Raw genomic sequence first — 13,777 nt, 5'->3', positions numbered from 1 at the left:
GGAGTTATTCACATTGGGGAAAACAGAGCCGAATTTCGACTCTGTTGAAGGGAAAGCGGGGAGCTTAAAAGCGCTCGATATTCTCTTTTAACCATGCCTCAGCGGCGTCTTCGGGTACTGCATGGCTCAGTACATCAATCTTAAGACAATCAGCGAGCGGTGTGGCACCAATGTCCTCTAGTAAATCATAAGCGTGTTGACCAGCGGCGCAGAACGTATCATAGCTTGAATCACCAATCGCAATCACTGCGAACTTTACGTCGGTCATTTTCGGCGGGGTATTTTGTAATGCCGCGATAAAAGGTTGAATATTATCAGGGTACTCACCAGCCCCATGGGTTGAGGTGATCACCAACCACGTTCCTTGATTTTCGATCTCATCGAGGGACGGCTGGTTGTGGATCGTTGTTTCAAATCCATTCTCGTTGAGTAGATCACTCAGGTGATCCCCTACGTATTCTGCGCCACCTAGCGTGCTGCCTGTAATAATGTGGATCATACTTCTTCCTTATTGAATGCGACGGCTAAAGCTCATGGATGGCTTGCCGTACAAAAAGAAACGCGGTGTGAGTTAAGCTCAGCACCGCGCGTTCGATTATTTACTTCCCGATACAGAATGAAGAGAAGATTCGGCCCAGTAAGTCGTCAGAACTGAACTCTCCGGTAATCTCGTTGAGATGCTGTTGGGTGATGCGCAGCTCTTCTGCCAGTATCTCACCAGCCATATAGCCTTCAAGCTGTTCCTGGCCTATTTGAAGGTGCTGTGCGGCGCGTTCCAACGCATCGAGGTGACGGCGACGGGCCATAAAGCCACCCTCACTGTTGCCTGAGAAGCCCATGCATTCTTTGAGGTGTTCACGCAGAGCTTCAACTCCTGCACCAGTTTTCGCTGACAAGCGGATGAGGGTAGGGTTATTGACGTGGCAGATCCCCATTTCTTCACCCGTTTGATCCGCTTTGTTTCGGATCACGGTTATGCCGATATTGTCGGGTAGGCGATCCACAAAGTCTGGCCAGATATCTTTCGGATCGGTGGCATCGGTTGTGGTGCCATCCACCATGAACAAGACGCGGTCTGCTTGAGCGATTTCATCCCACGCGCGCTCGATACCGATTTTCTCGACTTCGTCGGAGGCATCACGCAGACCTGCTGTATCAATGATGTGCAGTGGCATTCCATCAATGTGGATATGCTCACGCAGGACGTCACGCGTGGTACCTGCGATGTCGGTTACGATTGCAGACTCTTTGCCTGATAGCGCGTTCAGTAGGCTTGATTTGCCCGCATTTGGACGACCTGCAATCACGACTTTCATCCCTTCACGCATGATCGCGCCTTGGTTGGCTTCTTTGCGCACCGCATCTAGGTTGTCGATGATGGCTTGTAGGTCACCAGCCACTTTGCCGTCGGCCAGAAAGTCGATCTCTTCTTCTGGGAAGTCGATGGCTGCCTCAACATAGATACGCAAATGAATCAGCGACTCAACTAAGGTATGAATGCGCCCTGAAAAGGCGCCCTGTAAGGATTGCAGCGCCGATTTTGCTGCTTCTTCAGAACTTGCATCAATGAGGTCTGCAATTGCTTCTGCTTGAGCGAGGTCGAGTTTATCGTTCAGGAACGCGCGTTCAGAGAACTCACCAGGGCGAGCTGCTCGAATACCATCAATACCTAGAATGCGTTTTATCAGCATATCCATCACGACAGGGCCGCCATGGCCTTGCAGTTCAAGTACGTCTTCACCTGTAAATGAGTGCGGGTTAGGGAAGTACAGAGCGATGCCCTGATCAAGCACAGTGCCATCTTCTGACTTAAATGGCAGGTACTCTGCATAGCGGGGCTTTAGTGTCTTACCCGTGACTTCTAACGCCACTTGGTTGGCTTTAGGGCCTGATACCCGAATAATACCGACACCGCCACGACCAGGCGCGGTCGCTTGAGCGACAATCGTATCTGTAGTCATAATTTTGCCTTTTGAGCTGGGCTCAAATTGAGCCATAACTTTAGTTAGCTGAATTGTAATCAGCCAAAAACAAAAAGGCGACCTTTTGGCCGCCTTTCTCAATCATTTCCTAAAAGGTTACTTGCTGTGTAAGCCTTTTTTCTCCAACCCTTTGTAGATCAGAGTTTGCTGGATAAGCGTTACGATGTTCGACACCAACCAGTACAGAACGAGACCTGATGGGAAGAACAAGAAGAAGAAGGTAAACATAACCGGCATAAAGGTCATGATCTTCTGCTGCATTGGATCCGTTACTGTTGTTGGGCTCATCTTCTGGATTAGGAACATAGAAGCACCCATCAATAGCGGCAGGATGTAGTAAGGGTCCTGCGCTGACAAATCGTGAATCCAACCAAAGAATGGTGAGTGACGTAGCTCTACCGATTCCATTAGCGCCCAGTATAGCGCGATGAAAATAGGCATCTGCAGGATAAGAGGTAAACAGCCACCGAGTGGGTTTACTTTCTCTTTCTTGTACAGTTCCATCATTTCTTGGCTCATACGCTGACGGTCATCACCGATGCGCTCACGCATAGCTTGCAGCTTAGGCTGAAGCATACGCATTTTCGCCATAGACGTGTATTGCGCTTTCGTTAGTGGGTACATTGCACCACGAACGATGAAGGTCAGACAGATGATTGCCACACCCCAGTTACCAACAAAGCTCTGGATGAATGAAAGCAACATATGAAGAGGCTTCGCAATGAACCATAACCAGCCGTAGTCCACTACTAGGTCTAGGTTAGGTGCCACTTCTGCCATTTCATCTTGCAGTTTTGGACCAACCCAAAGTGTTGCTTCAAACTTAGCCTGATCGCCTGTTGCGATAGTTTTGTTCGGCATACGAACGCCGATATCGCCTAGGTTGCCAATTACACGAGTGTATAGGTTAGTACCTGGTTCGTTACGTGGGATCCAAGCTGCGGCAAAGTAGTGCTGAATCATTGCTGCCCAACCTTGGCCATCGGCTAGGTTAAGAGACAGGTTGCGATCCTGCATATCATCAAAGCTGTACTTCTTGTAACGCGTATCTTCTGTTGAGTATGCGCCACCACGGTAAGTAGGCATTGTGATGCTACCACCATCGTCCATTAGGTTTTGACGTAGGTGTGCGTACATACCAAATGTTGCGTTGTTGCCTGAGTTGTTCACTACATCGTATTCAACATTAAGCGCGTAGCTGCCGCGTTTAAAGATGTAAGTTTTGGTGTATTCGATGCCGTTTGCAGTGAATGTCATCGGAACGCGAAGTTCATCTTGACCGTCAGCCATTGTGAAGCTGTCTGCACTTACGTTGTAGTGAGGGCGATTTGTGCTGCTCAAGTCGATACCTTGAGGACCCACTAGACCGCTTTGAGCGATAAATTGGTGACCTTGATCGTCTTTAAGCAGAACAAAGGAATCTGATGAATCTAACTCAGCAGAGTATTCGTTAAGGTTGGCATGTACCACATCGCCACCAACGGTGTCGATCGACAGAGTTAAAACATCAGTCGTTACTGTGATAGTTTTTGCAGAAGCTTGCTGTTGACCAGGAACTGGGTCAAGTTCATCAGCAAAAGATGGTGCAGGTAGAGTGCTGCTTGATTGAGCCTGTTCAACTGCTTGAGGTTCTGGATTCTTTGCAACTTGCCATTGTTGAAACAGCAAAAAAGAAACCAGGGCCAAACCGATGAGCAGGATATTACGTTGAGAATCCATCGTTAGTTATCTCTGTCTTGTTTTTGGACTGGTGGAACGGGGTCATACCCCCCTTCATTCAAAGGGTGGCATTTTAATAGACGTTTGCCTGATAACCAACATCCTTTTACAAAACCGTGAGCTCTCAAAGCTTCTAGCGCGTAAGTGGAACAGGTTGGTGTGAACCGGCAACGAGGACCAATCAAAGGGCTGATAAACCAGCGATACAGATAAACGAGCCCAATGGCTATCCACGTGAAGGGCGAGACAGGCGTTGCCATAGCTTATCAAACAACTTAAAAATTTCCTCATTGCTTAAATCTTGCGCGCTTTTCTTCGCAATCACAACAAAATCTTTTTCTGGAAGCTGATGTTGATTGTTACGAAAGCTTTCACGAGCCAAACGCTTAAATCGGTTACGACCGACAGCCGTTTTGATTTGCTTTTTTGGAACCGCTAAACCTAATCGTGGATGAGAAAGTTTGTTATTGCGAGCAATGATGGTGAAATGAGGCGAGCCAGCTCGATGAGCTTGCTGGAAGACGTTTTGATAATGCTCGGGAGTTAACAAACGTAACTCCCGATTAAACGCGTACGTGTTCAAAATAAACTAGCGATTATTTTGATAGGCGCGCACGGCCTTTTGCACGACGTGCGTTGATAACTTTACGACCGTTCTTAGTTGCCATGCGAGCACGGAAGCCGTGAGTACGCTTGCGCTTTAGAACTGTAGGTTGAAAAGTGCGTTTCATGATAATTACCTTTACTGATCAGTAGTTTTAGGTTCTTGTTAAACCCGGCGTGGGTATTTGCTTTCTTATATAAAGAAGCTCTTTATATAGAGAAGGACAACCGACGCCTCTCAACAAAGAGGCGGAATTGTAATCACACTCACATAATGTGTCAATGACTCAATGAGTACGAAATTCCGGCCGGGCGATTATACGTAGTGTGAGTAAAATCTCAAGGATCAATCGATCCTGATGCTTGATCGTTACTCTATTCCTACTTGGTTAAGGAATTTTTTCAAACGAGGATCTTGTGGATTATCGAAGATATCCTGTGGAGAACCTTGCTCTACGATATTGCCTTCCGCCATGAAGATCACTCTATCAGCGACTTCTTTCGCGAATTGCATCTCGTGCGTCACCACCAGCATGGTTTGATGCTGATTAGCTAACTTCTTCATTAATGAGAGAACTTCTCCAACCCATTCCGGATCCAACGCAGAAGTTGGTTCGTCAAATAACAGCAGTTCTGGTTGCAGCGCCATCGCTCGGCCGATACCCACACGTTGTTGTTGGCCGCCAGACAATGCCGCTGGATAACTATCGCCTTTATCCCCAAGGCCGATGTCATCCAGAATTTGTTGCGCTCGTTTGAGAGCATCGACTTTTTTCCAACCTCGAACGGTCACTAGACCTTCGGCAATATTCTGGCGCGCATTCATATGGGCAAACAGGGCATAGTTTTGGAACACAAAGCCAGTTCGACGACGCAGCGCTAATACTTCGGCTTTTGTGTGTTTTTGAGTATCAACGGAGATGTCATCTATCGTGATACGACCTTCATCTGCTTGTTCTAGAAAGTTCACCGTACGCAGCAAGGTTGATTTACCCGTACCACTTGAGCCGATAATCACGATGATCTCACCTTGCTGAATATCGAGATCAATGCCTTTCAGCACTTCAGTCTCACCAAAACGTTTGTGAATATTTTCTAACTTAATCATCGTACGTACGCCTTATTCAGTTTTGCTTCTGCCCAGATTTGTACGCGAGTCAGAATCACCACCACGCCCCAGTAAATAAGAGCAACCGCAAGGAAAGCTTCAAAGAAACGGAAACTTGATGAGGCTTCCATCTGTGCTTTCGCCATGATTTCGGCCACACCAAGCGTGAAGGCGAGAGACGTTGACTTGATCATATCGATGAAATAGTTCATCAATGAAGGCAGTGCGACACGCGTTGCTTGAGGTAAAATCACTCGGCGCATCGCCTGAGATGTTGTCATACCCACCGACAAGCTCGCTTCCATCTGGCTACGATCAATACCAATAATGGCGGCACGAATACTTTCCGCCATATAAGCGGCAAAGTGCAGCGTTAAACCGATCACCGCTGCTGAGAAGGCATCAATACCCACCATCAATGGGAAAATTTGTGGTAAGCCGTAATAAAGCAGGAAAAGCTGAACTAAGAGAGGGGTGCCACGGAAGAAGCTGATGTACAGTTGGCTTAATTGATCCAGAACTGGCAGTTTAAATACGCGAATATTGGCTAAAATGACGGATAAAATCAGTGAAAACACCAATCCCCATGTCGCCATTTCCATGGTAGTGCCAAGATATTTCAGCAATATCGGCAGCAGTTCCAACATGTAATTAAAGTCAAATCCCATACGGCTTACCTAAAGGCTAGAGAAAAGAAAAGGTGGAAAACAAGTTCCACCTTTACGTAAGTTTATTTTAGTCCGAGAGTGATACCACTTTGCGGCCTAAAGTACAAAGAGTTCTTATTTCGTGATGTCAGCGCCAAACCACTTCACGGAAATTTTCTCTACTGTACCATCTGCGCGCATCTCAGCCAGTGCTTTGTTTACTTCTTCTTGCAGCTTACGACCTTTCTCGTTGTCAACGAAAGGCCATGCGTTTTGAATGGTCTCAAACGGTTCGCCTGCCAATTCCAGAGGAAGGCCAGTTTTCTTAATCAGCTCTAACGCAGAAAGACGATCCATTACAAACGCGTCTGCACGACCGAGCGCCACGTCATGTTCGATACCTGTGTCGTACGTTTTAATGTTGATCTTGCCGTCTTTGTCGTATTGACGCAGCAGTTGCTCGAAGTTAGATCCTAGGTTCACCGCAACGGTTTTACCCGCGAGATCGTCAACACCTTTAATGCTGTCGTTACCTTTACGCACGGTAATTTGTGCGCCATCTACAACGTAAGGGTCAGCAAATAGGTATTTGGCTTTACGCTCATCAGTCATGGTGATTTGGTTGGAGATCGTATCGATGCGACCGGTTTCTAGCAGACCAAATAAACCAGAGAAGTTAGCGGTTACGTATTCGATTTTGTAATCGTTGCGTTTGCCGATTTCATCCCACATGTCGACTTCAAAGCCTTGTAGCTTATCTTGCTTTACAAAAGTAAACGGGAAGTAGCGACCTGACATACCAACTTTGACTTCAGTAGCGGCTTGTACGGTTGCTGCCGACAGTGCAATGGCTGCAACGGCAACCTTAATCCAGTTTTTCATAATACATCTCCATAATTTTATGGTTGGAAATACTACTGTTAGTTAGCTCAATTAAATAAATAACCAAGAGCAATAACCTAGACCTGTGAGTTATTAGATAATAGAAGAAGAATGTTAAATGTGACGAAAATGCGAACTGAACCAGGGGAAATGATCGACAAAATCAGCATTGGGAATAAAATAATACACAGACTTATCACCAATCACTCGATCTTGTGAATTTTGCCCAATTGTGGATCGTTGTGTGGGCAAATTTGGGGCAAGGTGTGTTGATCTCATCAAGTTTGCAGAAATAATTGTGAATAACTTGGATCTTATTCACTGGATCGTCGATCAATCGCTGGCGATCTTGGTTATCAACAGGTAAAATTGCCAGTCTTTTCCGATAATTCAATTACTCAGTGGGGGCACCGTGTCATCTTCGCTTTGGCTGCAATGTTTGCAGCAGCTTCAAGAAGAGCTACCAGCTACAGAATTCAGCATGTGGGTTCGTCCGCTACAAGCGGAGCTCAATGACAATACTCTCACTCTATTCGCGCCAAACCGCTTTGTGTTGGACTGGGTGCGTGATAAGTATCTGAACAATATTACTCGTTTACTACAGGAATACTGTGGTGGCGACATTCCTAACTTACGCTTTGAAGTGGGGAGTCGACCTGTCTCTGCTCCAAAACCAGCGCCGACACGTACGCCTGCAGATGTGGCTGCGGAGTCATCTGCACCTGCGCAATTACAGGCACGTAAGCCAGTACATAAAACCTGGGATGACGACGCTCAAGCGATTGCGGCGATCAATCACCGCTCAAACATGAACCCAAAACACAAGTTCGACAACTTTGTTGAAGGTAAGTCGAACCAACTGGGTTTGGCTGCGGCGCGTCAGGTATCGGATAACCCAGGTGCAGCTTACAACCCACTATTCCTATACGGCGGCACGGGTTTGGGTAAAACCCACTTATTGCATGCGGTGGGTAACGCGATTGTGGATAACAACCCGAACGCGAAAGTGGTCTACATGCACTCAGAGCGTTTTGTGCAAGACATGGTGAAAGCGCTGCAAAACAATGCGATTGAAGAATTCAAACGCTACTACCGCAGCGTGGATGCGCTCCTTATCGATGACATCCAATTCTTTGCTAATAAAGAACGTTCACAAGAAGAATTCTTCCATACCTTCAACGCACTATTGGAAGGTAACCAGCAGATCATCTTAACGTCTGACCGTTATCCTAAAGAGATTAATGGCGTTGAAGATCGTCTTAAATCTCGCTTTGGTTGGGGTCTTACTGTTGCGATCGAGCCGCCTGAGCTTGAAACGCGTGTGGCGATCTTGATGAAAAAAGCCGAAGATCACCAAATCCACCTTGCTGATGAAGTGGCATTCTTCATTGCCAAGCGTCTGCGTTCGAACGTTCGTGAGCTAGAAGGTGCACTGAACCGCGTTATCGCTAACGCGAACTTTACTGGCCGCCCAATTACGATTGATTTTGTTCGTGAAGCGCTGCGCGATCTGCTCGCTCTGCAAGAGAAGCTGGTAACTATCGACAACATTCAAAAGACGGTGGCGGAATACTACAAGATAAAAGTGGCTGACTTGCTGTCCAAACGTCGCTCTCGTTCTGTAGCGCGTCCTCGTCAGCTGGCCATGGCGTTAGCAAAAGAGCTAACCAACCACAGCCTGCCTGAAATTGGTGATGCGTTTGGTGGCCGCGATCATACGACCGTACTTCATGCGTGTCGCAAGATTGAGCAGCTGCGTGAAGAGAGCCACGATATTAAAGAAGATTACTCTAACTTGATTCGCACCCTGTCCTCGTAATCGGTTAGAATAACGGTATTCTAAGCAAATCATTTATTGAGCTGACAGCGTAAAGAGCCAAGCATGAAATTTACCATTGAACGTAGTCATTTAATCAAACCGCTACAGCAGGTTTCGGGCGCTTTAGGTGGCCGACCAACTCTGCCAATCCTGGGTAACCTACTTCTTAAAGTAGAAGAGAACGTATTGTCGATGACGGCAACCGATCTTGAAGTAGAGTTAGTAAGCAAAGTGACGCTAGAAGGTGATTTTGAAGCGGGCAGCATTACCGTTCCTTCGCGTAAGTTTCTCGATATCTGCCGTGGTTTACCGGACGATGCGATCATCACATTTGTTTTAGAAGGTGATCGCGTACAAGTTCGCTCTGGTCGCAGCCGTTTCTCATTGGCAACGCTTCCTGCGAACGATTTCCCTAATATTGAAGACTGGCAAAGCGAAGTGGAAGTATCACTGAGCCAAGCTGATCTACGTACGCTGATCGACAAAACTCAGTTCTCGATGGCGAATCAAGACGTTCGTTACTACCTCAACGGTATGTTGTTTGAAATTGACGGTACCACGCTACGCAGCGTGGCGACGGACGGCCACCGTATGGCGGTATCGCAAACTCAGCTAGGTGCGGATTTTGCGCAGAAGCAAATCATCGTGCCACGCAAAGGTGTGCAAGAATTAGTGAAGTTGATGGATGCGCCAGAGCAGCCCGTAGTACTTCAGATCGGTAGCTCCAATGTTCGTGCTGAGGTGAATAACTTTACTTTTACCTCTAAGTTGGTTGATGGTCGTTTCCCTGACTACCGCCGCGTATTGCCTCAGAGCACCAATAAGACCCTAATAGCAAGTTGTGACGAGTTGCGCCAAGCCTTCTCTCGTGCTGCGATTCTTTCCAACGAAAAATTCCGTGGCGTGCGTGTGAATCTGGCTGATACTGAAATGCGCATAACCGCGAATAACCCAGAGCAAGAAGAAGCGGAAGAGATGCTTGATGTAACCTTTGAAGGTGACGCCATCGAAATCGGCTTTAACGTAAGCTATGTGCTTGATGTTCTGAACACGTTGCGTTGTGAAAATGTACGTGTGTCGATGTCGGATGCTAACGCTAGCGCATTGATTGAAAATGCCGACGATGACAGTGCCATGTACGTGGTGATGCCAATTCGTCTATAAGCCAACTGAATGCCTCTTTCTCGTCTCATCATTCAGCAGTTTCGAAACATTAAAGCCTGTGATATTGAGTTATCAGCAGGCTTTAACTTTCTTATCGGGCCGAACGGCAGCGGTAAAACCAGTGTCTTAGAAGCGGTTTACCTGCTCGGGCATGGCCGCTCATTCAAGAGCTCTCTCACCGGACGAGTGATACAAAATGAGTGTGACGAACTGTTTGTTCATGGTCGTTTTTTGAACTCGGATCAATTTGAGCTACCTATCGGCATTAATAAGCAGCGTGATGGCTCAACAGAGGTTAAAATAGGCGGTCAATCTGGACAAAAATTAGCGCAGTTGGCACAAGTTCTGCCTCTGCAGTTGATACACCCAGAAGGGTTTGATTTACTGACAGATGGCCCTAAACATCGTCGTGCGTTTATTGATTGGGGCGTGTTTCATACCGAGCCCGCTTTTTATCAAGCATGGGGAAGGTTCAAACGCCTGAACAAGCAGCGCAACGCGTTGTTGAAAACCGCCAATAGTTATCGTGAGCTCAGTTATTGGGATCAGGAAATGGCAGGATTGGCTGAAAGCATCAGCCAATGGCGAGCAAGTTACATCGAGCAGATGAAAACCGTCGCAGAAATTATCTGTCAGACATTTTTGCCAGAATTTGAGATCCAATTGAAGTATTATCGTGGCTGGGATAAAGACACCCCATACCACGAGATACTAGAAAAGAATTTTGAGCGTGATCAGGCATTGGGATACACCTTTAGTGGACCAAACAAAGCTGATTTGCGCATTAAAGTGAACGGAACGCCCGTTGAAGATGTTCTGTCACGCGGTCAGTTAAAACTCATGGTGTGTGCATTGCGTGTCGCGCAAGGGCAACACCTGACAGAGATGACCGGTAAACAATGCATTTACCTAATTGATGACTTCGCGTCGGAATTAGATAGCCAACGTCGCAAGCGTCTTGCTGACTGCTTAAAAGAGACGGGCGCACAAGTATTTGTAAGCTCTATCACTGAAAGCCAAATCGCCGATATGTTGGACGATAACGGTAAATTGTTTCATGTGGAACATGGCAGGATAGAGTCAAACTAGAAGAGAGAAACTCATGTCTGAAAATTACGATTCATCGAGTATTAAGGTACTGAAGGGTCTGGATGCGGTACGTAAGCGTCCAGGAATGTACATCGGCGATACGGACGACGGCACCGGCCTTCACCACATGGTTTTCGAGGTGGTGGATAACTCAATTGATGAAGCGTTGGCAGGTCACTGTAAAGACATCGTTGTGACAATTCATGAGGATAACTCGGTTTCCGTTAGCGATGATGGTCGTGGCATTCCAACAGAAATCCACTCAGAGGAAAATGTCTCTGCAGCAGAAGTAATCATGACAGTACTTCACGCGGGTGGTAAGTTCGACGATAACTCATACAAAGTATCGGGTGGTCTTCATGGGGTAGGCGTTTCAGTGGTAAACGCGCTATCTGAGAAAGTTGAGCTGACGATTCATCGTGGTGGCCATATCCATACACAAACCTACCGCCATGGTGAGCCTCAAGCGCCACTAGCCGTTGTGGGTGATACGGATAAAACCGGTACACAAATTCGTTTCTGGCCAAGTGCCGAGACGTTCTCTAACACTGAGTTCCACTATGACATACTGGCGAAACGCCTGCGTGAACTGTCATTCCTGAACTCTGGTGTGTCGATCAAATTGGTTGATGAACGTGAAGCGGACAAACATGATCACTTCATGTATGAAGGTGGTATTCAAGCGTTCGTTGATCACCTAAACACCAACAAAACGCCAATCATCGAAAAAATCTTCCACTTTAACTCTGAGCGTGAAGACGGCATTTCAGTTGAAGTGGCGATGCAATGGAACGATGGTTTCCAAGAGAACATCTTCTGCTTTACCAACAATATCCCACAGCGTGATGGTGGTACTCACCTTGCTGGTTTCCGTGCTGCGCTAACACGTACATTGAACAGCTTTATGGATAAAGAAGGTTTCTCGAAGAAAGCGAAAACAGCGACTTCAGGCGACGATGCGCGTGAAGGTCTAACTGCGGTTGTTTCGGTGAAAGTGCCAGATCCTAAGTTCTCAAGCCAAACTAAAGACAAACTGGTTTCTTCTGAAGTGAAATCAGCTGTTGAGTCTGCAATGGGTGAAAAACTGTCTGAGTTCCTGATTGAGAACCCGACAGAAGCGAAGATGGTTTGTTCGAAAATCATCGATGCAGCACGTGCACGTGAAGCAGCGCGTAAAGCTCGTGAAATGACGCGCCGTAAAGGTGCACTAGACCTGGCTGGCCTTCCAGGTAAACTTGCAGACTGTCAGGAAAAAGATCCGGCACTCTCTGAACTATACATAGTGGAGGGTGATTCGGCAGGCGGCTCCGCAAAACAAGGCCGTAACCGTAAGAACCAAGCAATCCTACCGCTAAAAGGTAAGATTCTTAACGTAGAAAAAGCACGTTTCGACAAGATGCTGTCTTCGCAAGAAGTGGCCACTCTGATCACTGCACTTGGTTGTGGTATCGGTCGTGACGAGTACAACCCGGACAAGCTGCGTTACCACAACATCATCATCATGACCGATGCCGATGTCGATGGTTCGCACATCCGTACGCTACTATTGACCTTCTTCTACCGTCAAATGCCAGAGCTTATCGAGCGTGGTTACGTGTACATCGCTCAGCCACCACTTTACAAAGTGAAAAAAGGCAAACAAGAGCAGTACATCAAAGACGAAGAAGCGATGAACCAATACCAAGTATCATTGGCTCTGGATAATGCATCGCTACACGTAAACGCAGAAGCACCAGCATTGGCAGGTGAAGCACTAGAGAAGCTTGTTCAACAGTACAATGCGGGTATTAAACTGGCGGAACGTATGAGCCGTCGTTACCCAAGTGCTTTGGTAAACGAGCTGATTTACACTCCTCGTCTAACGCCTGAGCAATGCCATGACGCATCAGTTGTTGAAGCGTGGACGAAGCAGCTTATTGAGCAGCTGAATGCGAAAGAAGTGGGCGCTAGCCAATACAGCTACGAAGTTGAACAGCACGAAGAACTAGGCTTAAACTTGCCTAAGATCGTGGTTCGTACTCACGGTGTGACGCACGAACATGCAATTAGCATCGATTTCCTAAACTCGAAAGAGTACGGCAAATTGGCTGATCTATCAGAAGCACTGGATGGGCTTCTGGAAGAAGGCGCGTACATCAAACGTGGTGAGCGTACGATGCCAGTAGCAAGCTTTGCAGAAGCGCTTGATTGGTTGGTTAAAGAGTCAATGCGTGGTCTGAGTCGTCAGCGTTACAAAGGTCTAGGTGAGATGAACCCAGATCAGCTGTGGGAAACGACTATGGACCCAGAAACGCGTCGCATGATGCAAGTAACGATTGAGGATGCGGTAGGCGCAGACCAATTGTTCACAACACTGATGGGTGACCAAGTAGAACCTCGTCGTAACTTCATCGAAGAGAACGCACTGAAAGTAGCGAACTTAGACGTGTAACGACAACTTGTCTTAATAGAAAAAAGCAGCGAGAAATCGCTGCTTTTTTGTTTTAACCACCAATGAAAATCGCCACTTTCTGCCAAGACTTTGGTTTTTCTGGTGCTAATTGCCAATAACCTGATCAAGCTTGCCATTTTATTTCTGTTTTCTTTTTTTCTCGCCATTTTGTTCGCTTGGGCGCTTTTGCTTTCTTTTTTCTGCTCGCTATAGTGCTGAAGAGCTGATGAATAAGGAGGTTGAGAAAATGGTGATGACTTTCCTGAACTAAGCCGGAGGTGATGCACTTCCGGTTCAATGAACTGAATTTATTTGTAAGACAAGGCATTAAGA

The 13,777-nt window shown here is 46.9% G+C and carries 13 protein-coding genes; 4 read left to right on the top strand and 9 right to left on the bottom strand.

Features of this window, described 5'->3' with window-relative positions:
* Window positions 1-64: 64 nt before the first annotated feature.
* From mioC to NL643_RS19345, 9 genes are all read right to left on the bottom strand, one after another.
* Window positions 65-499 carry an FMN-binding protein MioC gene (gene mioC, locus NL643_RS19385; RefSeq protein ID WP_005394096.1) on the bottom strand — a complete coding sequence of 145 codons (435 nt, stop codon included), beginning with the start codon at window positions 497-499 and terminating at the stop codon, window positions 65-67.
* A 100-nt stretch (window positions 500-599) separates the two neighbouring features.
* Window positions 600-1,961: a tRNA uridine-5-carboxymethylaminomethyl(34) synthesis GTPase MnmE gene (gene mnmE / locus NL643_RS19380; protein WP_253645005.1), complete on the bottom strand. Its 1,362-nt coding sequence runs from the start codon at window positions 1,959-1,961 to the stop codon at window positions 600-602.
* 117 nt (window positions 1,962-2,078) lie between these two features.
* A complete protein-coding gene (yidC, locus tag NL643_RS19375) occupies window positions 2,079-3,701 on the bottom strand; it encodes a membrane protein insertase YidC (RefSeq protein WP_253645004.1) in 1,623 nt (540 codons plus the stop codon).
* A 2-nt stretch (window positions 3,702-3,703) separates the two neighbouring features.
* Window positions 3,704-3,961 (bottom strand): membrane protein insertion efficiency factor YidD, encoded by a 258-nt coding sequence (yidD, locus tag NL643_RS19370; RefSeq protein WP_005378822.1) that lies wholly within the window; start codon window positions 3,959-3,961, stop codon window positions 3,704-3,706.
* On the bottom strand, window positions 3,928-4,251 hold the full coding sequence (gene rnpA / locus NL643_RS19365) for a ribonuclease P protein component (RefSeq protein ID WP_253645003.1): 324 nt from the start codon (window positions 4,249-4,251) through the stop codon (window positions 3,928-3,930). The genes yidD and rnpA overlap by 34 nt, the downstream gene beginning before the upstream one ends.
* A gap of 46 nt (window positions 4,252-4,297) precedes the next feature.
* Window positions 4,298-4,432 (bottom strand): 50S ribosomal protein L34, encoded by a 135-nt coding sequence (rpmH, locus tag NL643_RS19360; protein ID WP_005378825.1) that lies wholly within the window; start codon window positions 4,430-4,432, stop codon window positions 4,298-4,300.
* A 242-nt stretch (window positions 4,433-4,674) separates the two neighbouring features.
* Window positions 4,675-5,412: an amino acid ABC transporter ATP-binding protein gene (locus NL643_RS19355; RefSeq protein WP_253645002.1), complete on the bottom strand. Its 738-nt coding sequence runs from the start codon at window positions 5,410-5,412 to the stop codon at window positions 4,675-4,677.
* Entirely contained in the window at window positions 5,409-6,080 is a 672-nt protein-coding gene (locus NL643_RS19350; protein ID WP_005378829.1) for an amino acid ABC transporter permease, read from the bottom strand. The genes NL643_RS19355 and NL643_RS19350 overlap by 4 nt, the downstream gene beginning before the upstream one ends.
* 114 nt (window positions 6,081-6,194) lie before the next feature.
* Window positions 6,195-6,941 (bottom strand): amino acid ABC transporter substrate-binding protein, encoded by a 747-nt coding sequence (locus NL643_RS19345; protein WP_005378831.1) that lies wholly within the window; start codon window positions 6,939-6,941, stop codon window positions 6,195-6,197.
* 412 nt (window positions 6,942-7,353) lie between these two features.
* Between NL643_RS19345 and dnaA the strand changes: the two genes are divergently transcribed.
* From dnaA to gyrB, 4 genes are all read left to right on the top strand, one after another.
* Window positions 7,354-8,760 (top strand): chromosomal replication initiator protein DnaA, encoded by a 1,407-nt coding sequence (gene dnaA / locus NL643_RS19340; RefSeq protein ID WP_005378835.1) that lies wholly within the window; start codon window positions 7,354-7,356, stop codon window positions 8,758-8,760.
* A gap of 63 nt (window positions 8,761-8,823) precedes the next feature.
* On the top strand, window positions 8,824-9,924 hold the full coding sequence (dnaN, locus tag NL643_RS19335; RefSeq protein ID WP_005394106.1) for a DNA polymerase III subunit beta: 1,101 nt from the start codon (window positions 8,824-8,826) through the stop codon (window positions 9,922-9,924).
* A 9-nt stretch (window positions 9,925-9,933) separates the two neighbouring features.
* A complete protein-coding gene (gene recF, locus NL643_RS19330; RefSeq protein WP_253645001.1) occupies window positions 9,934-11,013 on the top strand; it encodes a DNA replication/repair protein RecF in 1,080 nt (359 codons plus the stop codon).
* A gap of 13 nt (window positions 11,014-11,026) precedes the next feature.
* Entirely contained in the window at window positions 11,027-13,444 is a 2,418-nt protein-coding gene (gene gyrB, locus NL643_RS19325; protein ID WP_005394109.1) for a DNA topoisomerase (ATP-hydrolyzing) subunit B, read from the top strand.
* The last annotated feature ends 333 nt before the right edge of the window (window positions 13,445-13,777 follow it).

The sequence above is a fragment of the Vibrio sp. Y42_MX_L11 genome (assembly GCF_024181785.1).
Classification (GTDB): domain Bacteria; phylum Pseudomonadota; class Gammaproteobacteria; order Enterobacterales; family Vibrionaceae; genus Vibrio; species Vibrio diabolicus.
Note: the sequence above shows the minus strand (reverse complement) of the source record. Positions and strands in the feature narration are given on the sequence as shown.

What these genes read in the sequence shown, in the direction of transcription:
- rpmH (WP_005378825.1), bottom strand. Translation starts at nt 4,432, where the DNA reads ATGAAACGCACTTTTCAACCTACAGTTCTAAAGCGCAAGCGTACTCAC.
- mioC (WP_005394096.1), bottom strand. Translation starts at nt 499, where the DNA reads ATGATCCACATTATTACAGGCAGCACGCTAGGTGGCGCAGAATACGTA.
- recF (WP_253645001.1), top strand. Translation starts at nt 9,934, where the DNA reads ATGCCTCTTTCTCGTCTCATCATTCAGCAGTTTCGAAACATTAAAGCC.
- dnaN (WP_005394106.1), top strand. Translation starts at nt 8,824, where the DNA reads ATGAAATTTACCATTGAACGTAGTCATTTAATCAAACCGCTACAGCAG.
- gyrB (WP_005394109.1), top strand. Translation starts at nt 11,027, where the DNA reads ATGTCTGAAAATTACGATTCATCGAGTATTAAGGTACTGAAGGGTCTG.
- mnmE (WP_253645005.1), bottom strand. Translation starts at nt 1,961, where the DNA reads ATGACTACAGATACGATTGTCGCTCAAGCGACCGCGCCTGGTCGTGGC.
- NL643_RS19355 (WP_253645002.1), bottom strand. Translation starts at nt 5,412, where the DNA reads ATGATTAAGTTAGAAAATATTCACAAACGTTTTGGTGAGACTGAAGTG.
- yidD (WP_005378822.1), bottom strand. Translation starts at nt 3,961, where the DNA reads ATGGCAACGCCTGTCTCGCCCTTCACGTGGATAGCCATTGGGCTCGTT.
- NL643_RS19350 (WP_005378829.1), bottom strand. Translation starts at nt 6,080, where the DNA reads ATGGGATTTGACTTTAATTACATGTTGGAACTGCTGCCGATATTGCTG.
- yidC (WP_253645004.1), bottom strand. Translation starts at nt 3,701, where the DNA reads ATGGATTCTCAACGTAATATCCTGCTCATCGGTTTGGCCCTGGTTTCT.
- NL643_RS19345 (WP_005378831.1), bottom strand. Translation starts at nt 6,941, where the DNA reads ATGAAAAACTGGATTAAGGTTGCCGTTGCAGCCATTGCACTGTCGGCA.